Source organism: Microtetraspora malaysiensis (genome assembly GCF_001528665.1).
GTDB lineage: Bacteria > Actinomycetota > Actinomycetes > Streptosporangiales > Streptosporangiaceae > Microtetraspora_A > Microtetraspora_A malaysiensis.
This window is the reverse complement of sequence record NZ_BBYJ01000006.1, coordinates 185,878-209,282: the sequence shown is the minus strand read 5'-3', so window position 1 is coordinate 209,282 and position 23,405 is coordinate 185,878. Positions and strand designations below refer to the sequence as shown.

At 69.7% G+C, this 23,405-nt stretch carries 25 protein-coding genes; 7 read left to right on the top strand and 18 right to left on the bottom strand.

Annotated features, from left to right (window positions below; all coding sequences use genetic code 11):
* Positions 1–145 precede the first annotated feature (145 nt).
* From AWQ71_RS06395 to ctaC, 4 genes are all read right to left on the bottom strand, one after another.
* Positions 146–1,324: a L,D-transpeptidase gene (locus AWQ71_RS06395; RefSeq protein ID WP_067128154.1), complete on the bottom strand. Its 1,179-nt coding sequence runs from the start codon at positions 1,322–1,324 to the stop codon at positions 146–148.
* A 163-nt stretch (positions 1,325–1,487) separates the two neighbouring features.
* Positions 1,488–1,883 carry a cytochrome c oxidase subunit 4 gene (locus AWQ71_RS06390; RefSeq protein WP_067128151.1) on the bottom strand — a complete coding sequence of 132 codons (396 nt, stop codon included), beginning with the start codon at positions 1,881–1,883 and terminating at the stop codon, positions 1,488–1,490.
* Positions 1,880–3,541 (bottom strand): aa3-type cytochrome oxidase subunit I, encoded by a 1,662-nt coding sequence (gene ctaD, locus AWQ71_RS06385; protein WP_067128148.1) that lies wholly within the window; start codon positions 3,539–3,541, stop codon positions 1,880–1,882. The genes AWQ71_RS06390 and ctaD overlap by 4 nt, the downstream gene beginning before the upstream one ends.
* Entirely contained in the window at positions 3,538–4,368 is an 831-nt protein-coding gene (ctaC, locus tag AWQ71_RS06380) for an aa3-type cytochrome oxidase subunit II (protein WP_067128145.1), read from the bottom strand. Before ctaC ends, ctaD begins: the two co-directional genes overlap by 4 nt.
* Positions 4,369–4,554: 186 nt before the next feature.
* Between ctaC and AWQ71_RS06375 the strand changes: the two genes are divergently transcribed.
* From AWQ71_RS06375 to AWQ71_RS06365, 3 genes are all read left to right on the top strand, one after another.
* On the top strand, positions 4,555–5,688 hold the full coding sequence (locus AWQ71_RS06375; RefSeq protein WP_067128142.1) for a cysteine desulfurase family protein: 1,134 nt from the start codon (positions 4,555–4,557) through the stop codon (positions 5,686–5,688).
* Entirely contained in the window at positions 5,688–6,008 is a 321-nt protein-coding gene (locus AWQ71_RS06370) for a sulfurtransferase TusA family protein (protein WP_084258632.1), read from the top strand. The genes AWQ71_RS06375 and AWQ71_RS06370 overlap by 1 nt, the downstream gene beginning before the upstream one ends.
* A gap of 61 nt (positions 6,009–6,069) precedes the next feature.
* The gene (locus AWQ71_RS06365; protein ID WP_067128139.1) at positions 6,070–6,501 is read left to right on the top strand and encodes a CBS domain-containing protein; all 432 of its coding nucleotides are present in this window, start codon (positions 6,070–6,072) and stop codon (positions 6,499–6,501) included.
* Positions 6,502–6,514: 13 nt separating this feature from the next.
* Here AWQ71_RS06365 and AWQ71_RS06360 read toward each other — a convergent pair whose 3' ends face one another.
* Both AWQ71_RS06360 and erpA read right to left on the bottom strand, forming a co-directional pair.
* Positions 6,515–7,501, bottom strand: coding sequence for a carbohydrate kinase family protein (locus AWQ71_RS06360; RefSeq protein ID WP_067128136.1), 987 nt, complete (start codon positions 7,499–7,501; stop codon positions 6,515–6,517).
* Between the two features lie 234 nt (positions 7,502–7,735).
* Positions 7,736–8,089: an iron-sulfur cluster insertion protein ErpA gene (gene erpA / locus AWQ71_RS06355; RefSeq protein WP_061256525.1), complete on the bottom strand. Its 354-nt coding sequence runs from the start codon at positions 8,087–8,089 to the stop codon at positions 7,736–7,738.
* A 329-nt stretch (positions 8,090–8,418) separates the two neighbouring features.
* On the opposite strand from erpA, the gene nadA reads away from it, so the two are divergent.
* Positions 8,419–9,573 (top strand): quinolinate synthase NadA, encoded by a 1,155-nt coding sequence (gene nadA / locus AWQ71_RS06350; RefSeq protein ID WP_067128922.1) that lies wholly within the window; start codon positions 8,419–8,421, stop codon positions 9,571–9,573.
* Between the two features lie 27 nt (positions 9,574–9,600).
* Here the strand turns inward: nadA and pspAB are convergent, their stop codons facing one another.
* The 4 genes from pspAB to AWQ71_RS06330 are packed head-to-tail and all read right to left on the bottom strand — an operon-like array spanning position 9,601 to position 12,126.
* Positions 9,601–10,158, bottom strand: coding sequence for a PspA-associated protein PspAB (pspAB, locus tag AWQ71_RS06345; RefSeq protein ID WP_067128133.1), 558 nt, complete (start codon positions 10,156–10,158; stop codon positions 9,601–9,603).
* Positions 10,158–11,054, bottom strand: coding sequence for a zinc metalloprotease HtpX (gene htpX, locus AWQ71_RS06340; RefSeq protein ID WP_067128130.1), 897 nt, complete (start codon positions 11,052–11,054; stop codon positions 10,158–10,160). Before htpX ends, pspAB begins: the two co-directional genes overlap by 1 nt.
* The gene (pspAA, locus tag AWQ71_RS06335) at positions 11,054–11,332 is read right to left on the bottom strand and encodes a PspA-associated protein PspAA (RefSeq protein WP_067128127.1); all 279 of its coding nucleotides are present in this window, start codon (positions 11,330–11,332) and stop codon (positions 11,054–11,056) included. The genes htpX and pspAA overlap by 1 nt, the downstream gene beginning before the upstream one ends.
* Entirely contained in the window at positions 11,329–12,126 is a 798-nt protein-coding gene (locus tag AWQ71_RS06330) for a PspA/IM30 family protein (protein ID WP_084258631.1), read from the bottom strand. Before AWQ71_RS06330 ends, pspAA begins: the two co-directional genes overlap by 4 nt.
* A gap of 143 nt (positions 12,127–12,269) precedes the next feature.
* Between AWQ71_RS06330 and AWQ71_RS06325 the strand changes: the two genes are divergently transcribed.
* Positions 12,270–12,890 carry a DUF3043 domain-containing protein gene (locus AWQ71_RS06325; protein ID WP_067128121.1) on the top strand — a complete coding sequence of 207 codons (621 nt, stop codon included), beginning with the start codon at positions 12,270–12,272 and terminating at the stop codon, positions 12,888–12,890.
* Between the two features lie 68 nt (positions 12,891–12,958).
* Here the strand turns inward: AWQ71_RS06325 and AWQ71_RS06320 are convergent, their stop codons facing one another.
* Complete coding sequence (locus tag AWQ71_RS06320; protein WP_067128118.1) at positions 12,959–14,305, bottom strand: SMI1/KNR4 family protein; 1,347 nt, start codon at positions 14,303–14,305, stop codon at positions 12,959–12,961.
* Positions 14,306–14,505: 200 nt separating this feature from the next.
* Between AWQ71_RS06320 and AWQ71_RS06315 the strand changes: the two genes are divergently transcribed.
* Together AWQ71_RS06315 and AWQ71_RS06310 are read left to right on the top strand one after the other, a co-directional pair.
* Complete coding sequence (locus tag AWQ71_RS06315) at positions 14,506–16,506, top strand: multicopper oxidase family protein (protein WP_084258630.1); 2,001 nt, start codon at positions 14,506–14,508, stop codon at positions 16,504–16,506.
* A gap of 27 nt (positions 16,507–16,533) precedes the next feature.
* Positions 16,534–17,532 carry an aldo/keto reductase family protein gene (locus AWQ71_RS06310; RefSeq protein ID WP_067128115.1) on the top strand — a complete coding sequence of 333 codons (999 nt, stop codon included), beginning with the start codon at positions 16,534–16,536 and terminating at the stop codon, positions 17,530–17,532.
* A gap of 102 nt (positions 17,533–17,634) precedes the next feature.
* On the opposite strand, the gene AWQ71_RS06305 is transcribed toward AWQ71_RS06310, so the two are convergent.
* The 7 genes from AWQ71_RS06305 to AWQ71_RS41410 all read right to left on the bottom strand — a co-directional run bounded on the left by AWQ71_RS06305 (position 17,635) and on the right by AWQ71_RS41410 (position 23,403).
* Positions 17,635–18,525 carry a VOC family protein gene (locus AWQ71_RS06305; RefSeq protein ID WP_067128112.1) on the bottom strand — a complete coding sequence of 297 codons (891 nt, stop codon included), beginning with the start codon at positions 18,523–18,525 and terminating at the stop codon, positions 17,635–17,637.
* 40 nt (positions 18,526–18,565) lie between these two features.
* A complete protein-coding gene (locus tag AWQ71_RS06300) occupies positions 18,566–18,859 on the bottom strand; it encodes a Dabb family protein (RefSeq protein WP_067128109.1) in 294 nt (97 codons plus the stop codon).
* A 10-nt stretch (positions 18,860–18,869) separates the two neighbouring features.
* Entirely contained in the window at positions 18,870–19,379 is a 510-nt protein-coding gene (locus AWQ71_RS06295; protein ID WP_067128917.1) for an aromatic-ring-hydroxylating dioxygenase subunit beta, read from the bottom strand.
* Between the two features lie 22 nt (positions 19,380–19,401).
* Entirely contained in the window at positions 19,402–20,724 is a 1,323-nt protein-coding gene (locus AWQ71_RS06290) for an aromatic ring-hydroxylating oxygenase subunit alpha (protein WP_067128106.1), read from the bottom strand.
* Positions 20,725–21,002: 278 nt separating this feature from the next.
* Positions 21,003–21,377: an AraC family ligand binding domain-containing protein gene (locus AWQ71_RS06285; protein WP_067128914.1), complete on the bottom strand. Its 375-nt coding sequence runs from the start codon at positions 21,375–21,377 to the stop codon at positions 21,003–21,005.
* Positions 21,378–21,400: 23 nt separating this feature from the next.
* Positions 21,401–22,219, bottom strand: coding sequence for an HpcH/HpaI aldolase family protein (locus tag AWQ71_RS41415; protein WP_169806519.1), 819 nt, complete (start codon positions 22,217–22,219; stop codon positions 21,401–21,403).
* Positions 22,216–23,403, bottom strand: coding sequence for a TatD family hydrolase (locus AWQ71_RS41410; protein WP_067128100.1), 1,188 nt, complete (start codon positions 23,401–23,403; stop codon positions 22,216–22,218). Before AWQ71_RS41410 ends, AWQ71_RS41415 begins: the two co-directional genes overlap by 4 nt.
* Positions 23,404–23,405: the final 2 nt, after the last annotated feature.

Here is a 23,405-nt window from a genome sequence, read left to right as displayed (position 1 = left end):
AGCGGCCGGCCGCGACGCGCACACGCCACCACAAGGGCGCCTCTCCCCCGAATGGGCTGTCCGGCCCTCATTCGGCCGCAGACGGCGGACGACCCGCGCCCCGGAGAAATGGGACACGGGCCGTCGTCGCGGCGTTCAGCGGCCGTCAGAGCGGCTCGGTGCTGGCGCCGCGGAGCCGGCTCCACTTGAGCCACTGCTTCCAGGACTCCTGCCAGTGCCCCCAGCCGTTCGTCGGGTCGAGCGGCCGCGGCGATCCACTGATGACGATGGGGTCGCCGATCAGGGTGTTGATCCTGAACCACTTCGCGTTCGCGGGGCTGACGTTGACGCAGCCGTGGCTCACGTTGGAGTTGCCCTGGTCCCCCACCGACCACGGGGCGCCGTGCACGTACTCGCCGGTGTCGGAGATCCGTACGGTGTCGTAGACGGTGGTCTGGTAGTAGCCGGCGCTGCCGGGGCCGATGCCGGGCGAGGTCATGACGGTGACGAGTTCGCGGTCCATGGCGAGATGGATGCCCGAGGTCGTGTAGTACTTCATCTGGCCGCCCATGCCGGCGCTGATGGGCATGTTCCGGATGACCTTCCCGTCGCGCTCCACCTTCATGTAGTGCGATCCGGTGTCGGCGTGGCTGATCTGGGAGCGGCCGATGGTGAAGTCGCGGACGTAGTCCTTCGTGCCGTACGTGCCCTCGCCGCCGCGGACACCGGCGAGCCGGGCCACCAGCCGGACCTTCGTGTGCGCCGGCCAGTACTCCTTGGGACGGAACGTCACCCGGCGGTTGTCGAACCAGTGCCACGCGCCCTGGATCGGCTTGGACGCGTAGACCTGCAGGTTCTTCTCCACCGAGACGCGGTCGGTGACGTCGTGGTCGAATGTGATCATGATGGGCATGCCGATGCCCACGGTCAGACCGGTGATCTCCTTGTTTGGGAGGATGGTCTGGACGTCGAACGTCTTGGCCGCCTTCTGCGTCGAGAAGACGCTCCTGGTCTCGGTGGTCTTGCCCGCCGCGTTGACCGCCACGGCGGTGACCGTGTAGTCGGTGCCCGGTGTCATCGGCCGGGCGCTCCGCCACCTCGTCCGGTCGGCGCTGAACATCCCGGCCACGGGCTTGCCCTTCGCCTCGGCAGTGACGCTCTTCAGCGTCCCCGCGGCGGCCGCGATCATGATGGGCAGTTCGGGCGCGAGGCCCTGGGCCCCGTTCTCCGGCGTGATGCCCACCGCCGCCGCCGGTAGGCCGGCGGCCTCCTTCTCGCGATCCGCCACGGCGGCGGAACATCCGGTCGCCATGAGTATGGCAAGCAGCCCAGCACCAGCTCGCACGTCGGCCTCCCCCCGCCACGTACCACTTGCAACGGGTTAGTACCCGATTACGTTGGGTCTGCGCTCAGGGCAGGGATGACACCTGGCAAAGAAAAGCGTCGCGGCCGGCCAACGAGATCGTTGGCCGGCCGCGACGGAGTCGGTGGAGACGCGCTCCTCCGGGTCAGTGCGAGAAGTTGCCCCGGTAGTACTGGAACACGAAGCCGATCATGCTCATGACGGTGGCGAAGACACCGATCAGGAAGAGCCACATCCCGACGGCGAAGCCGAAGAACGTCAGCGCCGCGGAGAGGCAGACGAACAGCGGCCACCAGCTGTGCGGGCTGAAGAAGCCCAGCTCGCCGGCGCCGTCGCTGATCTCGGCCTCCTTGCTGTCCTCCGGCTGCTCACCGATGCGGCGAGCCGTGAAGAGCAGGTAGTAGCCGACCATGAAGGCGAGGCCGACGGAGATGGCCATCACCGCGGTGCCGGTCGGCTCCTTGGACCAGAACCAGTAGACCACGTCCACTGCGGCGAAGAAGAGGCCGCAGATCACGAACACCCAACCCTGGACCTTCATCGGCCTTCCTCCAGTGCAGGCTGCGCGGCAAGGTGCGGGTACTTCAGGTCGAACGCGGGACGCTCAGACCGGATGCGCGGCAGCGACGTGAAGTTGTGCCGCGGCGGGGGGCAGGAGGTCGCCCACTCGAGCGAGCCGCAGTAGCCCCACGGGTCGTCGACGGTGACCTTCGGCGCCTTCTTCCACGTGATCCACATGTTGTAGAAGAACGGCAGCAGCGAGGCGCCGAGGAGGAACGCGCCCACCGACGAGACCATGTTCAGGTCGGTGAAGCCGTCCACCGCCGCGTAGTCGGCGTAGCGCCGCGGGAAGCCGATGACGCCCAGCCAGTGCTGCACCAGGAAGGTCAGGTGGAAGCCGAAGAACGTGAGCCAGAAGTGGACCTTGCCCAGCCGGTCGTTCAGCATCCGCCCGGTGAACTTGGGCCACCAGAAGTAGAAGCCCGAGAACATCGCGAACACCACGGTGCCGAAGATCACGTAGTGGAAGTGGGCCACGACGAAGTAGGTGTCGGTGATGTGGAAGTCGAGCGGCGGCGAGGCCAGGATGACGCCGGTGAGACCGCCGAAGAGGAAGGTCACCAGGAAGCCGACCGCGAACAGCATCGGCGACTCGAACGTCAGATGGCCACGCCACATCGTGCCGATCCAGTTGAAGAACTTCACACCGGTCGGGACCGCGATGAGGAACGTCATGAACGAGAAGAACGGCAGGAGCACCTGGCCGGTCGCGAACATGTGGTGCGCCCACACGGTGATCGACAGGCCCGCGATCAGGATCGTCGCGCTGACCAGGCCGATGTAACCGAAGATCGGCTTGCGGCTGAACACCGGGATGACCTCGGTGATGATTCCGAAGAACGGCAGCGCGATGATGTAGACCTCGGGGTGCCCGAAGAACCAGAACAGGTGCTGCCACAGCATCGCGCCACCGGTGGCGGAGTCGAAGATGTGGGCGCCGAGCTTGCGGTCGGCCTCCAGCGCCAGCATCGCGGCCGCGAGGACCGGGAAGGCCAGCAGCACCAGGACGCTGGTGAGCAGGATGTTCCAGGTGAACATCGGCATGCGGAACATGGTCATGCCGGGCGCGCGCATGGTGATGATCGTGGTGATGAAGTTCACCGCGCCGAGGATCGTGCCGAGTCCGGACAGCGCCAGACCCATGATCCACATGTCGCCGCCGAGGCCGGGCGAGGTGATCGCGTTGGACAGCGGCGCGTACGCCGTCCATCCGAAGGCGGCGGCGCCGCCGGGGGTGATGAAGCCCGCCACCGCGATGGTGCTGCCGAACAGGTAGAGCCAGTAGCTCACCATGTTCAGCCGGGGGAAGGCCACGTCGGGCGCGCCGATCTGCAACGGCATGATCGCGTTGGCGAAGCCCGCGAAGAGCGGCGTCGCGAACATCAGCAGCATGATCGTGCCGTGCATCGTGAAGAGCTGGTTGAACTGCTCGTTCGTCACGAACTGCAGACCCGGCTGGGCCAGCTCGGCGCGCATGACCAGCGCCATGACGCCGCCGATCAGGAAGAACACGAACGACGTGATCAGGTACAGGTTCCCGATGACCTTGTGGTCAGTGGTGGAAAGCCACTTGGCCACGACCGAGCCCTTGGTGTGCGGCCGGGCCGCGAGGGCGGCGGGTTGGTGGATGGCGGTCACTGTGCACTCCCCGCCTGGCTCTGGATGTACTGGTCGAACTCCGTCTGCGGCACGAGCTTGACGGAGAACAGCATCTTGCTGTGATCGACACCGCACAGCTCGGCGCACCGTCCGACGAAGACGCCGGGGCGGTTCAAAGTCTTGATCTGGAACTTGTTGTGGACCTGGCCGGGGAACACGTCCTGCTTGAACAGGAAGGCCGGCACCCAGAACGAGTGGATGACGTCGGGCGAGTGCAGCTCGAACTCGACCTCGGAGCCCGTCGGCAGCACGAGCTGCGGGCCCTCGGGGTTCTCCACGCTCTGCTTGGCGAGGTCGACCGGCACGCCGTCGACCTTGGCGGTCTTGCCCTGGTACTCGGTGGTGAAGCGCCAGCTCCACTGGAAGCCGTCGACCTTGACCTTGACCGGAGCGGTGCCGGTCACCTTCATGATCGTGGTCTCGTCACGCGAGGTGAAGTAGAAGAAGACCGAGACCATGATGATCGGCACCACGGTGTAGAGGATCTCGATCGGCAGGTTGTACCGCACCTGAGGCGGCAGCCGGTCCGGCGAGTTCTTCTTCTTACGGTGGAACGCGCACGCCCAGAGGATCAGGCCCCACACGACGATGCCGGTGGCCAGTGCCGCGATCCAGGCCCCGTTCCAGAGCGACTGGGTAAGGAGTGACTGCTCTGTAACGCCCTCGGGCATACCGCCACGGGACCACTGCTCAGTCGTCTGGGCGCTACACGCCGTCGCAGCAGCCACGAGCACCGCCAGAGCGGCGACGCGTGGCAACCGGCGGCGGGCCAACGGTCGCCGTGTCGTACGGCGGGTCGGACTCACGGATTGCCTACCCCACAGGTGAAGCCCAAGAGTCCTTCTCCTGGGCGAATCTTCCAACTTGCACGTTCAAAGGGACCAGGGCCGTCTCGGACCGGTCACCCCTTTACTTGATTGAGTTCACGCTGGGGGACACATTAGCGCGGACCGGGACCGCCCCTCTGAGCAGCCCCCGTTAATGTCCTAACTGTGGTCTATCTGGACGCTGCCTCGACTGAACCGCTTCACCCCGCGGCGCGGGACGCCCTGCTGTCCGCCCTCGACTCCGGCTGGGCCGACCCGGCACGCCTGTACGGCGCCGCGCGACGTGCGCAGATGCTGCTTGAGCAGGCGCGGGCCGACGTCGCCGAGGTGATCGGCGCCCGCCCGGACGAGGTGGCGTTCACCTCGTCGGGCACCCAGGCGGTCCATCTCGGCGTCCTCGGCACGTTGAACGGGCGCAGGCGCGTCGGCGATCGCCTGGTGACCGGCGCGGTCGAGCACTCCAGTGTCCTGCACGCCGCCGAGGAGCACGAGCGCGGGGGCGGCACCGCCGAGGTGGTCGGCGTGAGCCGTTCCGGCCGGGTGGACGCGGAGACTTTCGCGCGAGCCGTCTCCGCGCCGGGGACGGCGCTGGCCTGCCTGCAGACGGCCAACCACGAGGTGGGGACCCTCCAGCCCGTCGAGGAGGCCGCCGCGGCCTGCCAGGAGGCGGGGGTGCCGCTGCTGGTCGACGCCGCGCAGTCGGCGGGACGGCTCCCGCTCCCCCGCGGCTGGTCCGTGCTGACGGCGAGCGCGCACAAGTGGGGCGGCCCGGCGGGGGTCGGCGTCCTCGCGGTGCGCAAGGGGACCCGCTGGCGCTCGCCGTACCCGCAGGACGAGCGGGAACGGCGCCGCGTGCCGGGGTTCGAGAACGTCCCGGCGATCGTGGCCGCCGCGGCGGCGCTGCGCGCGACTGCCGAGGAGGCCGCGGCGGAGAACGCCCGGCTGTCGGCCCTGGTCGATCGGGTCAGGACCGAGGTTCCGCGCCTGGTTCCCGACGTGGAGGTGGTCGGCGACCCCGTCCTGAGGTTGCCGCACATCGTCACCTTTTCGTGTCTTTATGTGGAGGGCGAGGCGCTGCTGACCGAGCTGGACCGGGCCGGGTTCGCCGTCTCATCCGGGAGTTCCTGCACGGCGAGTACGCTTCGTCCATCGCACGTGCTGGAGGCGATGGGGGTGCTTACGCACGGGAACGTCCGGGTATCGCTGCCTCGAGGCGTGTCCGAGGGCGACGTCGACCGGTTCCTCGCCGCACTACCGGACATCGTGCGACGCATCCGAGCGAGTTTGGGAGTGCGCTGATGTGGCGGAGGCGTTCGGGGGCCGGCGGAGGCGAGACCGGGGAGCCGGGGGCGGAGGCGGTGGCCGAGACACAGGCCGGGACGCGTGAGCCCGCCGCTCTGACGATCGACGCGCTCGGGCGCAAGTGCCCGATCCCGATCATCATGCTGGCCGACCAGATCAACCAGGTGCCGATGGGCGCGGTGGTCGAGGTCCTGGCCGACGACCCGGCCGCGTACACCGACATCCCCGCGTGGTGCCGGCTGAAGTCCCACGCGCACGTGGGCAGCGCCGAGATCCCCCAGGGCGGCTGGGCCATCCGGGTGCGGCGCAACTACTGACCGCCCATCTTCTGGGTAGAGGGTCCCCGGAAACGCACATCGAGAGATCTCGGGGGATTCCATGACCACCGCACGCAACGTCATGCACTTCGGCGTGCAGTGCATCGGGGAGAACGAGAACCTGCTCACCGCCGCGCGGATGATGCGCGATCTCAACGTCGGTTCGCTGCCGGTGTGCGGCGAGGACGACCGGCTCAAGGGGATCATCACCGACCGCGACATCATCATCAAATGTGTCGCGGCCGGTAAGAGCTGCGCCGAGGTGAAAGCGAGTGAACTCGCGCAGGGCACGCCCGTGTGGATCGACGCCGACGCGGATCTGGACGACGCGCTCCAGACCATGGAGGAGCACCAGATCCGGCGGCTGCCCGTGCTGGAGAACCACCGACTGGTCGGGGTGATCAGCGAGGCCGACCTGGCCGCCCACCTGCCCGAGAACAAACTCGCCGAGGCGGTCAGCAGGATCTACGCGGAAAGCACGCCGCGTCTGTAGCCGCGTGCCGCGGCTACGCGTAGTGGCACTTCACGTGGGCGGCGACCTCACCCGCGGCGTCCTGGCCGTAGACGGCGCCGAACCGCTCCAGGAAGACGCGCTGGCTCAGCTCGTACTCCTGGCAGCCGACCTGCTCCAGGACGTGCGTCGCGGTGAGGTTGCCGACCTGCGCGCAGCGCTCGAGTGACAGGTCCCAGGTGAGGGCCGAGAGGAAGCCGGCCCGGAAGGCGTCGCCGACGCCGGTCGGGTCGGCTTTACCCAGCTCGGGAGCCGGGGGGACGTGCAGGCTCGGCTCGCCGACGCGGTCGATCCGCGCGCCCTTCGGGCCGAGCGTGGTGACGCGCACGCCGACCCGCTGCAGGATCTCCTCGTCCGACCAGCCGGTCTTCTGCTCGATGAGGCCCTTTTCGTAGTCGTTGCCGAACAGGTAGGCCGCGCCGTCGACGAGCTGGCGGATGTCCTCGCCGGGCATCCGGGCGAGCTGCTGGGAGGGGTCGGCCGCGAAGGGGATGCCCCGGCCGCGCGCCTCGTCCGTGTGCCGCAGCATGGCGTCGGGGTCGTTGGGGCTGATCAGGACCAGGTCGAGGCCGCCGAGGCGGTCGACGATCGGGCCCAGCTCGATCTCCCTGGCCTCGGCCATCGCCCCGGTGTAGAACGAGGCGATCTGGTTGTGATCCTCGTCCGTGGTGCACAGGAAGCGCGCCGTGTGGTGCAGCTCGGAGACGTAGACCGACTCGCAGTCGACGCCGTGACGCTCCAGCCACGAGCGGTAGTCCGTGAAGTCCGTTCCCACGGCGCCGACGAGGACGGGGCGCTGCCCCAGGCATCCCATGCCGAACGAGATGTTCGCCGCGCACCCCCCGCGGCGGATCTGCAGTTCGTCGACCAGGAAGGACAGGGATACCCGGTCGAGCTGTTCGGCGATGAGCTGGTCCCCGAAACGGCCGGGGAAGGTCATCAGGTGGTCGGTCGCGATGGAGCCGGTGACGGCGATGCGCACGGGGTCAGTCTCCTCGTTGTCAGCATCTGGACGAACGTTTCGAGGATCTCCATAGGACTTCGCGGACGCCTCGATGAACGTTCCGACAAACCCCGCAAGAATACGCGACCGGAGTCCAGGTGGGATCTCCACCGGCGCCGGTGCACGCCGACGCCCCGCACGGCAGGGGCCGTACGGGGCGTCCGTGTCGCGGTGCGCGGCCCGAGAGGGTTGCTCCGGGGCCGCGGGCGGCCGCTAGTTGAACGAGTCGCCGCAGGCGCAGGAGCCCGTGGCGTTCGGGTTGTCGATCGTGAAGCCCTGCTTCTCGATCGTGTCCACGAAGTCGACCGTGGCGCCGATCAGGTACGGCGCGCTCATCCGGTCGGTCACGACGCTGACACCGCCGAAGTCCGACACGACGTCGCCGTCCATGGAGCGGTCGTCGAAGAAGAGCTGGTAGCGAAGGCCGGAACAGCCGCCCGGCTGCACCGCGACGCGCAGCTGCAGTCCTTCCTCGCCCTGCTGCTCCAGCAGGCTCTTGACCTTGGCGGCGGCCGCGTCAGTCAGGATCAGACCCTGCTGGGTGGTCTCGCTGCTCTCAACCGTCATGTGCTGACTCCCGCGTCTGCGTCAACCGCCCTCCGGGAGCGGTCGATGGATTCTGACGTCTCAGGGTGGGCCCAAAGGGATGATTTCCGCCTTTGTCGAAGGCCACACCCCTGAGCTCTCCCCAGATAGACGCTACCAACACCGCTTCGGCGCCACACATTCCCGGCCGGGCCCTCCCCGCGGCACCCGGGCTCGTGATCGCCGGTGAGCGTGGGGCCGGGTCGCGGGCAGGCCCGCGCGGAGACCGGCGACCCCTGGCACGAAACGGACTAAGGATGTGTAATTATTAGTCGTCAGTTCGACGATAAGTCCCCGAAGGGGGTGTGGTCGTGACGACCACCGAGACCGGGATTCCGCTCTTCATCCTCGGCCAGGACGCCGACCCGCACAGCGAGCGTGGCGTGGAGTGTCCGGGTGAGCTGCCCCTCGCCTCCGATCCCGCGCTGGTCGAGCGCGCCCGCAAGGCCAAGGAACGGCTCGGCGACAGGCTCTTCGTGCTCGGCCACCACTACCAGCGCGACGAGGTCATCCAGTTCGCGGATGTGACCGGCGACTCTTTCAAGCTCGCCCGCGAGGCCGCCGCCCGTCCCGAGGCCGAATACATCGTCTTCTGCGGCGTCCACTTCATGGCCGAGTCGGCCGACATCCTCACCTCCGACGCCCAGAAGGTCGTCCTGCCGGACATGGCGGCCGGCTGCTCGATGGCCGACATGGCGACCTTCGACCAGGTCGAGGAGTGCTGGGACGCCCTGGAGGACGCGGGGCTCGCCGACCGCGTGGTCCCGATCACGTACATGAACTCCAGCGCCGACATCAAGGCCTTCTGCGGGCGGCACGGAGGGGCCGTCTGCACCTCGTCCAACGCGCGGCGCGCGCTGGAGTGGGCCTTCGAGCAGGGAGAGAAGGTCCTGTTCCTCCCCGACCAGCACCTCGGCCGCAACACCGCCGTGCTGGAAATGGGCATGTCGCTGGACGACTGCGTCGTCTACAACCCGCACCGCCCGAACGGGGGCCTCACCCGGGAGCAGCTCGAGAACGCCCGGATGATCCTGTGGAAGGGCCACTGCTCGGTCCACGGCCGGTTCACCGCCGAATGCGTCGACGGCGTACGCGCCCGCATCCCCGGTGTGAACGTGCTGGTCCACCCGGAGTGCCGGCACGAGGTCGTGACCAAGGCCGACTTCGTCGGCTCCACCGAGTACATCATCCGCAAGCTTCAGGAGGCCCCGGCCGGCTCGTCGTGGGCGATCGGCACCGAGCTGAACCTGGTCAAGCGGCTCGCGGGGATGTTCCCGGACAAGGACGTGACCTTCCTCGACCGGACCGTCTGCTACTGCTCCACCATGAACCGGATCGACCTGCCGCACCTGGTGTGGGCGCTGGAGTCGCTCGCCGACGGCGAGGTGGTCAACCAGATCACCGTCGACCCCGACACCGCCCACTGGGCCAAGGTCGCGCTCGACCGCATGCTGGCGCTTCCGTAGTGGGGCCGGGGGCGCCGCGCGACCGGCTCACAGGCCGGGGGCGCCCCAGACCGGGAACCAGCGGGCGAGGTCGGGTTCGATCTTGAGCTCGCCCGCGAGCACCCCGCGCATCTGCAGTTCGAGCGCGTTGTCCCGCTGGGTGCCACCGGTGGGCGCGAAGGGGTAGAAGGTGCCCTGCTTGTACAGGTAGACGATGGCGAGCCGCCGGCCGCGCGGGTCGGCGAAGGTCACCAGCGAGCACAGCAGGGACGGCCCGAAGCCGTTCGCCTCCAGCGTCGAGTTGACCGCGTGCAGGTCGGTGACCAGCGACGCCACGTCCTCGGCGGGGCGGTGGACCACCAGCCAGGTGTAGCCGTACGAGTCGGGCGCCAGCTCGGTGCCCGTGCCGAGCAGGGCCTGGATCTCCTGTTCGAGCTGGACGAAGGCGCCGCCCTCCGCGGCGCGGAAGCACACCGACCCGACGCCGGCGGGGGTGAACCCGGTGGCCGCCTGCAGGGTCACCGCCGCCGACGGCAACGCGAACAGCGCGTCGAGGTCCGGCTTCGCCGGTTTCGACCTGCCGAGAAGCGCGTCGAACCAGCCCATCAGCGCCCCAGCTCGGCCGAGATGCCGGAGAGCTGCTCCAGGCGGCGCTCCAGCGACGGGTGGGTGGAGAACAGGGACGCGACGCTCTGTCCGGAGAGGGCGGGCGCGAAGTAGAACGCGTTGAACGGCTGCGCCTCGCGCAGGTCCTGCGTCGGGATCCGCGCGATCTCGCCGCTCACCTTCGTGAGCGCGCTCGCCAGCGCGGACGGCTGCTGCGTCAGCAGTGCGCCCGCGCGGTCGGCGGCCAGCTCGCGGTAGCGGGACAGGGCCCGCGTCAGCAGGAAGCTCACCGCGTAGACGATGCCGGACACCAGCAGGATGATCAGCCCGACGGGCGGGCCGTTGTTGTTGTCCCTGCGGCCTCCCGCGAGGCCGCTGTAGAGCGCGAACCGGGTCATCAGCCCGGCCACCACGCCGAGGAACGAGGCGATCGTCATGACCGCCACGTCGCGGTGCGCGACGTGGGACATCTCATGGGCGAGGACGCCTTCCAGCTCCCGCGCGTCGAGCCTGCGCAGGATGCCGGTCGTCACGCAGACGACCGCGTTCTTCTGGTTGCGCCCGGTGGCGAACGCGTTCGGCACGTCCGAGTCGGCGATCGCCACCCTGGGTTTGGGCATGTCCGCCATCGCGCTCAGCCGGTCGATGATGCCGTGCAGCTCAGGGGCTTCCTGAGGGGAGACCTCCCGTCCGTGCATCGCGAACAACGCGATCTTGTCGGACAGGAAGTACTGCACCAGCAGGAAGCCCGCGGCGATCACCAGAACCACGACCGCCCGCACTCCGACCGCGATCAGGATGGCCATGAACGCGACGTAGAGCAGGCCGAGCAAGAACATGGTCGTGACCATCCGGGTGGTCAGACCACGATCAGGGGCGAACCTGGTCCGGGACATCAGCCCGGGATGAGCCCGGTGTCGCCGAGCATGTCCCGCACTTCCTCGATCGAGGCGTCGGCGGGAGGCAGGATCAGCTCGGACGGCTCGAGCGAGTCGTCGGGCAGGGACTTGCCCACCTGACGGACCTTGTCCAGAAGCGCGTGCAGCTTGACCCGGAAGACCGCCTCATCCTCTGCCTCGATGGCGGCCTCAAGCTCGTCGTCCAGGGCGTTCAGAACGTCGAGGTCGGCGTCGGCTATCTGGATCTGGCCCTCTCCCATGATTCTGACGATCACAGGCCCTCCCCCGGCTGCCGAATCTGCTGGGTCTGCGGCGCCTGCTGGGCCGCCTGGCCAGGCTGCCCGGCCTCGATGGCGCTCTTGGGAGCCGGACCCTGCCCGAGCTCCGCCTTCATCCTGGCGATCTCCAGCTCGACGTCCGTGCCGCCGCCCATGCGGTCGAGCTCGGCCTGGATGTCGTCACGCTGACCGGTGAAGTCGTCGAGCGCGCCGCTGGCGAGCAGCTCGTCGATCGCGCCGGCGCGCGCCTGCATCTGCGCCGTCTTGTCCTCGGCGCGCTGGATCGCGAGGCCGACGTCGCCCATCTCCTCGGAGATGCCGGAGAACGCCTCGTTGATCCGGGTCTGCGCCTCGGCCGCGGTGTAGGTGGCCTTGATGGTCTCCTTCTTGGTGCGGAAGGAGTCCACCTTGGCCTGGAGCCGCTGGCTGGCGAGGGTGAGCTTCTCCTCCTCGCCCTGCAGGTTGTTGTACTGGATCCGCAGGTCGGCGATCTGGGTGTTGAGGCCGTTGCGGCGGGTCAGCGCCTCACGCGCCAGGTCCTCCCGCCCGACGGACAGCGCCTGCCTGCCCTGGTCCTCCAGTTTCTTGCCCTGGGCTTCGAGCTGGTTGATCTGCAGTTCGACCCGCTTGCGGCTGGTGGCGACGTCGGCCACGCCCCGGCGCACCTTCTGCAGCAGCTCAAGCTGGCGCTGGTAGGAGTAGTCCAGGGTCTCCCGCGGATCCTCCATCTTGTCCAGTGCCCTATTGGCCTTCGACTTGAAGATCATGGAAAGTCTTTTCATCACGCTCATGCGCGTCGGCCGTCCCCTTCTCAAGGTTGCGTGGGTAGCCCCAGCCGTATTCAGTCGCCCAAAAGCGGCCAAGCCGCCTTGGTTCACCCTACGCATAACGCGTGAGGGCGTCACTAAGTTGCACTCCCGGTAGGCTGGGCGACGTGTTCGGACGTCGTAACCAGGCCACCACGGACGAGACCCCCATCTCCGTCCAAGATCCTAAGCCTCAGCAGACTCAGGGCAAGGGCCGTCCCACCCCTAAGCGGAGCGAGGCGCAGGGGCGCCGCCGCTCGCCCGTTACCGCACCGGCCAACCGCAAGGAAGCCTACCGCCAGCAGCGGGACCGGGACCGGGTGCAGCGGGCCCGGCAGCGTGAGGGCATGCTCCGTGGCGAGGAGAGGTACCTCCTCCCCCGTGACAAGGGCCCCGTGCGCAGGTTCGCCCGGGACTGGGTCGATTCCCGGCGTCTCCCCGGGCAGTACTTCCTGCCCGCGGTGCTGGTCATCATGCTGCTGTCGGTGGTCCCGTTCCCGCCGGAGATCCGCGTGGCGGTTCTGACGGTCTACACCCTGGCCCTGCCGATCGTGATGGTCGCGGTCATCGGCAACTCGTTCTACGTCGGGTACCGGGTGAAGCAGGCCGCCGCGCAGAAATTCCCCGACGAGAACCTGAAGGGCATCGGCTTCTACGCCGCGATGCGCTCCTCGCAGATCCGCCGCCTGCGCTTCCCCAAGCCGATGGTGCTGCCCGGCGGCAAGCCGGTCACCCCGCCGTCGAGCTGAGGGCGGGCGGGTTCCGGTACGGCCACCGCGACGCGGTGGCCGTACGCCGTTCCGCCCTTCTCCGCCTTCTACGGCGTCATACCGACGGTCATGCCCGGGTTGCCCGTTTCCCGGTCGTCCACGTCGACCCATCCGAGCGCCCCATCCGTCACCCGGGGGGCGAGCCGGCCCTTGATCGGCTGTCCCGAGACCAGCGCGTCGGCGACGGTCCTGAGCAACGCGTAGTACGAGGTCCAGTCCGGCCCGCCCGTGAAGGTTCCGCCGTTCTCGGCGAGCGATCCCGCGACGTCCCTTCGTACTGAGTCGACCAGCAGGTACTCACCGTTCTGGTCGTCGCCGACGGGGATCATCCGCCCGCTCCACCACTCGTCACGCGGATCGTCGGTGTAGTCGACGCCCTCCTGCCGGCACAGGTGCCGCCAGGTGTCGCGGATCTCCTTCACGCCGGACATCCCGTACCGGTAGAGCCGCAGGCCCCCGGTCTCCGGCGTGACGCGGGAGCCGTTGTGGCGCAGCAGCGAGGCGCGCAGGTCGTCGGGGAACCGCACGCCCATCTGGGCCTCGGCGACGGCGATCGTCCCCGCCCTCGCGGGCGGGCGCAGCGTGCGGAACGTCCTGGGCGCGTTGGCCTTGAGCCACCTCTCGATGCGCCGCCACTGCCGGTTCACGGCGCGGGTCACCCGGGGCCGCACCGGCCGGACCACGGGCCTGCCCACGGTGGGCGCGCACGCCGGGTCCGGCTTCTCCCCCGCCTGCACATGGTCCTCGGGATCCGCCCCACCGGTGGCGGATGTCACAGCGCCGCCGCCGCCCGGGCAGCCGTCCCCGACGCAGGGGACGCTGTCCGGGTGCCGCGCGTCCGCCGAGGTCAGCGGGTCTTCGTGGAAGGTCGTGGCCTCGACGTAGCGGACCCCCAGCGCGAGCAGGCAGACGACCACCGCGGCCCCCACCAACCGGTGCAGCCGCCTGCGGGTTCGCCGGTCAAGTCTGCGCACGTCCGCGAGCGGCCCCTCCCCCGGAGGCCCACCCGCTTGGGCGAACGCCTCGAGCCTTTCGGCCGCGCGCGAGCGGCGGCCGAGGAAGAGCCGGGCCTCCTCGGTCGTCGGCCGTCCCAGGACCGGCTCGGGCGGGAAGGGTGCGACCTCGGCCGTGCCGGTGCCGGGTGCGCCCCCTGTCCGCGGGACCGGACGGCCCTGGTCAGGGCGTGCCGCGCCCCCGGGCGCACCGCCGATGGCGCCGTCCGCCGCGTGACCGGACGCACGGCCTGAAACACGGCCTGAAGCGCGGCCGGGCACGCTGGCGGAGGCGGGGTCCGCGCGGCGCCGGAGCAGGAGGAACACGGCCCCGACGATGGTCGCGGCCACCGCGGCCGCGAGCGCGAGCCGTATCAGACGAGAAGGGATCAACCGCCGCACCGGGGCACACTACCGCCAATCCGTCCCAGGTCTGATCCGTTCCCGCGCGACGGCGGTGGTCCCGATCCCGGCTCCTGCGCGGCTTCCCGGGCTGTACGGGCGGGTCGTGGCACTATGGCGACCGGCGTCGCGCCGGGGGCGGCCGCGAGCCGTACCGGTCGCTTGGGGGGCGGCGCGACGATCGTGAAGACGGGGCGGGGATGAGGACCAGCAGGCGGGGATTCTGGACCGTGGCCGCGGGGCTCGCGGCGACCGCGGTGGGCTGGGGCGGCGGCAGGGTGGTGGCGTCGGTCCGCGGGGAGACTCCGGGGACGATCGGATCGGGAGACGACCCGCACGGAAGTTCGGCGCACGGCCCGCAGCGCCCCGGCTCCTCGCCGACCGGCAACGTACCCCCCGCCGCGGCGGACATCCCGCAGGGCCGCGGGATCACCACCACGCTGACGCCCTTCCTGGACGCGCTCCGCGTCCCGCCGGTCCTCCGCCCGCAGGGGCAGCGGCTGACGATCGAGCTACGCTCGGTGAACCGGCGGCTGCACGCGCAGCTCCCGCCGACCCGCTTGTGGACCTACGGCGGGCATTTCCCCGGCCCGACCATCGAGGTGCGGCGCGGGCAGCGGCTGGAGGTGGCCTGGCGCAACGTCATCGACGACCAGCGGGTGCCGGTCACCGCGGTGGAGGTCTACGCCCCGGTGGGGGTGCAGCCCAACCCGTACGTCGTGCCGGGGCGCAGCGGGGGCACGCCGCGCGCGGACGTGGCCGCGATCCCGCCGTGGCTGGTCGTGCACCTGCACGGCGCCGTCACGGGGGCGGGCCAGGACGGGTGGTCGGAGAACGGGCAGCTCCCCGGTGAGACACAGATCGTGGAGTATCTCAACTCCCAGCCGGCGTCGACCCTGTGGTACCACGATCACTCGATGCACGTCTCGACGTGGACGCTCTTCGCCGGGCTGATCGGCATGTACCTGATCAGGGACGATGAGGAGGACCGGCTCAGGCTCCCGGGCGACGACCGCGAGATCCCGCTGGTGATCACCGACCGCAACTTCGAGGTGGACGCGGACGGACGGCTCACCGGCCGCCTGCTGCACAAGGTGACCTACGCCGACGCCGCGCCGCCGCACGTCACGGCCGGGTTCCGCGGGCCGTACACGCTGGTCAACGGCACGATCTGGCCCTATCTGGACGTGAAGCCCGCCTGGTACCGGTTCCGAATGCTCAACGCCTGCAACACCCGCACCTACCACATGATGATCATCGATGAGGAGACCGGGCGGCCGGTGAAAGGGGCGGTGCGGCAGATCGGGACGGACGCCGGGCTCCTCCCCGCACCGGTTACCGTCGACTCGCCGCTCATCCTGTCGCCCGGGGAGCGGGTGGACATCCTGGTCGACTTCTCGGGATCCGGCGGGCGGCGGCTGCGGCTGGTGAACGTGCTGGACGACAACCCGCCCGCCCCGCCCATCTCGCGGGAATCGGCTCCGGGGGTGCCCACGCCCGGCCTGCCGTACCCGCAGATGATGCAGTTCCGGGTCGCGGCCGGGAGCGGAGCCGACTCGTTCGCCCCTCCCGCGGTGCTCTCGTCCTCGTTCGCCCGCCTGACGTACGGCGCGCTGCCCGCGGACCGCTATCACCGGATCGTCGCCACGAAGGTGCTCGGCGGGCGGCACGCCGAAATGTGGGAGATGGCGGAGGTGGACGCGGCGTCGGTGCGGATCCCGTCGGACGGCGTGGTGCAGCTCCGGGGGGCGGACGGCCGGCTGCGGACCTTCAAGCGGATCTCCCGTAACCCCGACGACACCGTGAACTTCTACAGCGAGCTGGGCAAGTGCGAGCAGTGGACGTTCATCAACGTCGCCACGGCGCTGCACCCGATGCACATCCACCTGATGCGCTTCCAGATCCTGTCGCGGGACGTCTACGACGTCAGCGGGTTCGACATGAAGCTCTGCGGCACCACCCGGCCCCTCGAGTTCAAGGAGACGGGCGTGGTCGAGGAGGGAGAGAAGGGCTGGAAGGACGTGGTCCGGCTCGGCGACGCGGAGGTCGTGGAGATCGCCGGCACGTTCGTGGGCGGCACCGGGCGGTACGCCTACCACTGCCACCTGCTGGAACACCAGGACATGGGGATGATGCGGCCGATCATCGTCTTCCCGCCGGGGATCGCGGCGATGCGCCTGGCACACCAGCGCACCGCCTGATCGACCGGGTGTTCTAGTGTTCCGCTTATGGAATTCCGCCATCTCGGCCGGAGCGGTCTCATGGTCAGTGAGATCAGCTACGGCAACTGGATCACGCACGGTTCCCAGGTTGAGGAGGACGCCGCGCACGCGTGCGTGCGCGCGGCCCTGGATGAGGGCATCACGACCTTCGACACCGCGGACGTCTACGCGGGCACGAAGGCCGAGGAGGTGCTCGGCCGGGCGCTGAAGGGCGTGCGCCGCGAGTCTCTGGAGATCTTCACGAAGGTCTACTGGCCGACCGGGCCCGGCCGCAACGACCGCGGCCTGTCACGCAAGCACATCATGGAGTCGATCAACGGGTCGCTGCGGCGGCTCGGCACGGACTATGTGGACCTCTATCAGGCGCACCGCTTCGACTCTGAGACTCCCTTGGAGGAGACCCTCCGGGCCTTCGACGACCTCGTACGGCAGGGCAAGGTGCTCTACGTCGGTGTCAGCGAGTGGAGCGCCGACCAGATCTCCCAGGCGTTGAAGATCGCCGAGTCGATGGGCTTCGACCGCCTCGTCTCGAACCAGCCGCAGTACTCGATGCTGTGGCGGGTCATCGAGGCCGAGGTCGTGCCGCTGAGCGAGCGCGAGGGGCTCGGCCAGATCGTGTGGTCGCCCATCGCGCAGGGTGTGCTGACCGGCAAGTACCTGCCCGGGCAGCCGCCGCCCGCCGGCTCGCGGGCGACGGACACCACCGGGTCGCGGTTCATCGACGGCCTCATGTCCGACGAGGTGCTGCGCCGGGTGCAGGAGCTGAAGCCGGTCGCGGCCGACCACGGGCTCACCATGGCCCAGCTCGCCGTGGCCTGGGTGCTGCAGAACCCCAACGTGTCGTCGGCGATCGTGGGCGCGACCCGTCCCGAGCAGGTCCGCGACAACGTGAAGGCGGCCGGGGTCAAGCTCGACGCCGACACCATGCGCAAGATCGACGAGATCCTCGGCCCGGTGGTCGAACGCGACCCGGCCAAGACGGTGAGCCCGGCGAGCCGGCCGTAGCGAGCCGCGCGCCGGAAACGAAGGCGCGGCGCGGATCCCTGCCGGTAGGGGATCCGCGCCGCCCCGGTCAGAGCCCGGCGCCGTGCCTCGCGTGGCGCCGGGTCAGAAACGGTCCCAGTCGTTGTCGGCCGCGCGCCACACGTCGATGTTGCGCGGGTCGGCGACCATGCGGCGGGCCCGGTGCGTCTCGTGCTCTTCGGGCGTGAAGACCCGGTGGCCGTCGCACAGCTCGTACCGCGGCCCGTGCTTGGGCTCGAACATGTAGAACGCGATCGACGTGGACGCGGAGTGGTTGACCAGGTCGGAGGGGATCGGCACCTTCTTGTGCAGCGCCCGCGCCCGACCGCGCATGACGTGGTCGAAGCTCTTCATCATGAAGCACAGGTGCGCGACGAAGTACTCCTTGTTCCGCTGCAGCGCGAGGCTGTGGTGGAACCGGTCCTCCGAGCGGAGGAACGCCGAGATGTCGCCGACGTAGTCCGAGACCTGGAAGCCGAGGACCTTGGTGTAGAACTCCAGGCACTCGTCGTACTTGTCCGTGGCGAGGAAGGGGTGCACCAGCTTGCGCGGGCGCAGCTCGATCGTCGGCGGCTCGGCGTACTCCTGGAACTCGGTGAACAGCTCGATGATCAGGCCGTTCGGGTCGCGTACGGCGAAGCCGTCCTGGCACAGGCCCTTCATCCGGTCCTGGAGCGCCAGCGCCTCGAGACCGGCGGCGGTCACCCGCTCGCGCAGGTCGGCGAGCACCTCGGCGGACTCGACGCTGAAGCCGATCGCGACGGTGTGCGACGCCGAAAGGCTCGGGTCGCTGATCAGCTCGATGCAGTGGTGCTCGATGTCGGCGCGCAGGTAGGCGTACTCGTCGGTGTGCCGCTCCAGCTGGAGGCCGACGTGGTAGCGCAGGAACTCGATGGTCTCGGCCATGTCCGGGACCAGGATCCGTGCGTACTCCATGCTGTGGGGCCCCCTGCGGCGGGCGCCGTCAGTCGTCATGTCAGTTCCTCATCGGTCGTGGTCGTAGGGGGCGCGCACGTCAGTACGCGAAGGTGACGATCGCCTGCCGGTCGATAACCGGGCGCCAGCGCTCGCGTACGAACTCCTCGTGGGAGTCGCTGCCGAGGTAGTCCAGGAGATCCTGCTCGGTGTCGAACTCGACGACGAACCCGTGCGTCATCGTGGTGTCGCGGGTGCTGATGTTGCGGCCACTGGCCCAGTTGCGCATCGTGGGGTACTTCGCCGGGAAGGTGGCCAGCTCCGCGAGGACGGCGGCGACGGTCTCCTCGGGGACGTCGTCGCGGAACCGGAACACCAGCGTGTGCCTGATCATGGACGCCGCCTCAGAGGATGAAGCTCAGCCGGGCGCCCGGGGCCATCGTCTCCATGGTCGGGATCGACCTGCGGAGCCGGAACCTGAGCCCGTCGTCGACCAGCAGGACGTGCTCGTAGCGGCCGACGTACGAGAACGCCTGGTTGTCGCGGTAGCGGTGGATGATGAAGTTGGCGGCGACCCAGACCGTCTCGTCCCCCTGCTCCAGGATGATCACGTTGGAGATCATCCGGTGGGTGCGGGAGTGCGGGTTCTCGGCGTGCGCCTTGCGGCTCTTGAGCCGCTTCACCCTGGCCTTGAGCAGGTCGTGGTCATCGCACATGAAGGCGCCGGCCGAGGAGCTGTCCCATCCGTTCCAGTCGGTGGTGGTGACCTCCATGCGGCCGCCCTCCTCGAAGAGGGCCAGCCACTCGTCCAGGCGCCACTCGTCGAGCAGCATCGCCTCCCGGTAGAGGAAGTCCTCGGCTTCCGCCCTGGTCACCGTGCGGCGGCCCATGGTGCTCTCCTTACGCTGGTCCATGCTCTCCACCCGTCCCGGCCGCTCAGGCACCCGGGGTTCCGTCGCCCTCGACGCGACGCGACCACTGCCGCCAGAAGCTGCGCATCGCGCCCTCGTCGATGGAGCGGCCCTGGTTGCCCTGCTTCTCGTTCGCCATGCCGCGCGACATGTCGCTCCAGTCCCAGGCGGGGTCGGCCGAGTCCGCGGTGGCCTCGATGCCGCGCTGCACCGCCTCGTACGCCTCGATGTCGTCGGGGGTCGCGAGCCCTCCGGGGCCGACGAAGCTGACCATCGTCTTGATGCGCAGCGCCCGGACCTCGTCCGGCTCGCCGGTCTCGACGAACTGCCAGGCCCGCACGTCCGTGCGGCCCGCCTCGACCGGCTCGATCTGCCGGATGGTCAGCGCCTCCAGGTCGAACAGCAGCAGGTTGGGGAACACGAACAGGATCCGGCTGGCGTCGGCGACCTCGGCGGCGAGCTCCTTGCCGAGGCGCTGCTCCATCTCCTGCCGCTTGGCGGCGATGCGCTCCTTCTCCTCCGGGCCGAAGCGCGGCTCCCACACCATGCCGATGCGGCCGTTGTGCCCGGTCAGGATGAGCAGCCCGTGGCCGTCGCCGAGGTCGTAGGCGTACTGGTCGTCGTCGGTGACCGCGAAGCCGGTCTCGCGCAGATAGCCCACGAAAGTGTTGTGGGTGGGGGCGAAGTGGTAGCCGTCCATGGCGTTCTCGACGGCGAGCTTCCAGTTGCCCTTGACCGAGTAGAGCTGGACGCCGGGGACGGTCTGCATGCCCTGCGGGCCGATCTTGGCGGTGAGCGACATGTAGTGCGCGGCCTCGCCGAGGTGGGTCAGCAGGTCCGGCACGTCCGGGTCGAAGGAGATGAAGACGAAGCCCTCGTGGCTGTCCACGCGCGGGACGGAGCGCAGCCGGTGCCGCTCCTTGAAGCCGGGGACGTCGGCGTACGCCTCGTCACCGGGCAGCGCGGCCAGCTCGCCGGAGTTGCTGAACGCCCAGGCGTGGTAGAAGCACTGGAAGAACTTGGTGTTGCCCTCGTTGTGCCGGCACAGGATGGTGCCGCGGTGGGTGCAGGCGTTGAAGAACACCTGGATCTTGCCGGAGGAGTCGCGGCAGAAGATGAGCGGCCGGCCGCCGAGCGTGCGGGACTTGAAGTCGCCCGGGTTCGGGATCTCGGTCTCGTGCCCCAGGTACAGCCAGGTGTGGCCCCAGATGCGGGACGTCTCCTGCTGGAACAGGGCGGGCGACCGGTAGGCCGACCTGTGCACCTTGAACGTCAACGCGTCCCAGTCCTCGTGGACGAGGGAGCGGTTGGGCGTTCCACCGGGGTCCGTATGTGTCAACTGCGTCATCGCCGCGGTCTGGCCCTTCTTGCGATTTGAGCGAGAATTCGAGATACCGTCTCGCAATGTGATGCTGGCCCGGAGCCTTGTGGAATGTCAAGAGGGTCCGGCTCATCCCTGTTCAGGGGAAATCCGTCCCGCGACGCGCGGGCACGCTCGCGCCGCCCTGGCGGGGGCACCCGACGGGCACGTGGCTCCCCGGATCGGCCCCGCGCCGATGGCGGGGCCGGGCGGGCCGCCCCGCCGGCCGGTCGAACGGCACGCACGGGCGGTCGGTCACCTACCGGTCAGGGGCCTTCCGGGAGCCAGACGGCGTCACGGAAGTCCGCGCGCGGCGGCGCGAAGACGTCCACGTTGACGCACGGCCCCTCGACGGGCTCGATGTAGTGCTCGGCCCCCTTGGGCACCAGCAGCATCGAGCCCGGCCCGAGGTCGTGGCCCACGCCGTCCACGTAGTACGTGCAGCGGCCCTGGTGGATGAGCACGAGCTGGTCGAAGTCGTCGTGGTGGTGCGGGTTGAGGGTCATCCCGACGGCCAGCTCGTGCCAGGCGAGCATGATCTCGTCGGTGGAGTACACCTTGCGCCGCACTCCGGGGCGGATCTCGGTCGCGGGGATGTCGTCCCAGTTCACCGCGACGCCGTACAGGTGCTGGTTGAACATGGTCGTTCCTTTCTCGGCGTCCTTCACCGGGCTCCCGATTCCGGACTGGGCAGGTCGCGCGCCACGGCCGCGGTGGCGCGCAGCGCGGATCCGAGGAACTGCAGGTCGGACCCGGCGATGACGTACGCGGCCGAGCCGAGCCCGGCCGCGGTGATCAGCGCGGCTTCCGGGCGGGCCACCCAGCCGCCGAAGGCCGTCCCGGTCGCGCGGGCGGCCGCGGAGATCTCGGCGACCCGCGCCGCGAGCGCCGTCTGGTCGGCGGCCCCGGCGAGGCCGAGGCCGACCGCGAGGTCGGTGGTGCCGACGAAGGCGACGTCGAGGCCGCGGACGAGGTCCGTGAGCGGGTCGCGGGTCGTCGCGGTCTCGATCTGCCCGACGAGCAGCGGCGGGTCGAGTTCCTCGGCGGCCAGGTACGCGGCCAGGTCTGCCGCGCCGAAGCCCGCCGCCGGGTGCGCCAGGCTGACGCTGCGCTCGCCGTGCGGCGCGTACCGCGTGGCCGCGACCAGGGCGGACGTCTCGGCGGCGCGGGTCAGCATCGAGAGCTGCACTCCGGCCGCGCCGCTCTCCAGCACGCGGTTGATCCACGCCGGGTCCACCGAGGGCACCCGGACCAGGGCGGGCAGCCCCGTGACGGCGGCGTGCCGTACCAGCGCGAGGACGGTCTCGTCGGTGAGGGCGGAGTGCTCGCCGTCCACCACGACGAAGTCGAGCCCGGCCTGGCGGGCCAGGTCCACGCAGTCGATCGTCGGCAGCTTGACGAACGTACCGGTGACCCGGCGCCCGGCGGCGAGCGCGGCCCGCAGCCGCCGCCGGGCGTCCGTCACCGGGGTGGTCCAGGTCACCGGGAGCCGGCCGGCTCCGCCGCCAGGCCCCGCCACGGGGTCGACTCGACCTTGCGGCCCTTGTGCAGGATGAGGGCGGGTTCGAGCCGGGGCGCGACGATCGAGTTGCCCGCAGCGTCGGGCAGCACCGTCTCGTCGGTCTCGGCGAGCACCGTGACGTGGGCGGGGCCCCCTTCGACGAGGGTTCCGTACCCCTCGGTGTCGAGGCCGAGGACGCGGGCGGGGGCGATCGTCATGCGCGGCGCGATCTCGTCCATCGGCATGCCGAGCGCGAGCAGCTTGGCCGCGCTGGTGATCAGGTCGAACACCGGTCCGCGCCAGTTGCGTCCGCTGGTGTCGGAGGTGAGCAGGTCCGGGAGGAAGCCTTCGGCGATGGCCTGCCGGGCGACCTCGAAGCTGAGGTTGCTCTTGCCGTGCGCGCTGTCGAACAGCACGCCGCGCGCCCTGGCCTCCTGTACGGCGGGGATGACCTTGCCGTCGTCGAGGATGCCGTGCGGCTTGCCGGTGTAGCAGTGGGCGACGATGTCGCCGGGGCGGAGCATCGGCAGCACGTCGGGCAGCGGCTCCTCGGTCTCGCCGATGTGGACCATGAGGGGCAGGCCCGCCTCGTCGGCGAGTTCGAGCGACGTCTTCAGCAGGGACCGCCAGGCCGGGCCGACGACATCCTCCGACAGCCGGATCTTGAAGCCGCGCACCACACCCGGGTTCTCCCTGGCCACGGCCAGCGCGTCCTCCGGGACCAGCGTCGCGGGGTTCAGCAGCTCTCCGAAGCGGAAGTCGATCAGGCCGAGCACCGACACGTTGAGGAAGTTCACCAGCCGCATCTCGGCCCGGCCGACCACGTACGCGTCGAAGGCGGCGAACGTGGACGCGCCGACCGTGCCCGCGTCGGCGGCGGCGACCACTCCCCTGCGCAGGTGGGCCTCGTCCGGCGGCGCCCCCACCTTCGACACGTGCTCGAAGATGTGCGTGTGGCCCTCCACCAGGCCGGGGAGCACCCAGCGGCCGGAGCAGTCCACGACCTCCCGCGCCCGGTCCTTGGCGCCCTGGTCGAGGGACGGCGCGATCCGCGCGACCCGGTCGCCCGAGATCGCCACGTCGGCCACCGCGGACGTCCCCGCCTCGGTGTCGAAGACGGTGCCGTTCGTCAGGACGAGATCGTAGGAAACATCTGTCTCGGTCATCG

Bases quoted from the DNA above. Each gene is read 5' to 3' on its own strand.
- AWQ71_RS06390 (WP_067128151.1), bottom strand. From the start codon at position 1,883: ATGAAGGTCCAGGGTTGGGTGTTCGTGATCTGCGGCCTCTTCTTCGCC.
- AWQ71_RS06370 (WP_084258632.1), top strand. From the start codon at position 5,688: ATGTGGCGGAGGCGTTCGGGGGCCGGCGGAGGCGAGACCGGGGAGCCG.
- AWQ71_RS06365 (WP_067128139.1), top strand. From the start codon at position 6,070: ATGACCACCGCACGCAACGTCATGCACTTCGGCGTGCAGTGCATCGGG.
- erpA (WP_061256525.1), bottom strand. From the start codon at position 8,089: ATGACGGTTGAGAGCAGCGAGACCACCCAGCAGGGTCTGATCCTGACT.
- pspAB (WP_067128133.1), bottom strand. From the start codon at position 10,158: ATGGGCTGGTTCGACGCGCTTCTCGGCAGGTCGAAACCGGCGAAGCCG.
- htpX (WP_067128130.1), bottom strand. From the start codon at position 11,054: ATGTCCCGGACCAGGTTCGCCCCTGATCGTGGTCTGACCACCCGGATG.
- AWQ71_RS06330 (WP_084258631.1), bottom strand. From the start codon at position 12,126: ATGAGCGTGATGAAAAGACTTTCCATGATCTTCAAGTCGAAGGCCAAT.
- AWQ71_RS06315 (WP_084258630.1), top strand. From the start codon at position 14,506: ATGAGGACCAGCAGGCGGGGATTCTGGACCGTGGCCGCGGGGCTCGCG.
- AWQ71_RS06310 (WP_067128115.1), top strand. From the start codon at position 16,534: ATGGAATTCCGCCATCTCGGCCGGAGCGGTCTCATGGTCAGTGAGATC.
- AWQ71_RS06305 (WP_067128112.1), bottom strand. From the start codon at position 18,525: ATGACGACTGACGGCGCCCGCCGCAGGGGGCCCCACAGCATGGAGTAC.
- AWQ71_RS06300 (WP_067128109.1), bottom strand. From the start codon at position 18,859: ATGATCAGGCACACGCTGGTGTTCCGGTTCCGCGACGACGTCCCCGAG.
- AWQ71_RS06295 (WP_067128917.1), bottom strand. From the start codon at position 19,379: ATGGACCAGCGTAAGGAGAGCACCATGGGCCGCCGCACGGTGACCAGG.
- AWQ71_RS06290 (WP_067128106.1), bottom strand. From the start codon at position 20,724: ATGACGCAGTTGACACATACGGACCCCGGTGGAACGCCCAACCGCTCC.
- AWQ71_RS06285 (WP_067128914.1), bottom strand. From the start codon at position 21,377: ATGTTCAACCAGCACCTGTACGGCGTCGCGGTGAACTGGGACGACATC.
- AWQ71_RS41410 (WP_067128100.1), bottom strand. From the start codon at position 23,403: ATGACCGAGACAGATGTTTCCTACGATCTCGTCCTGACGAACGGCACC.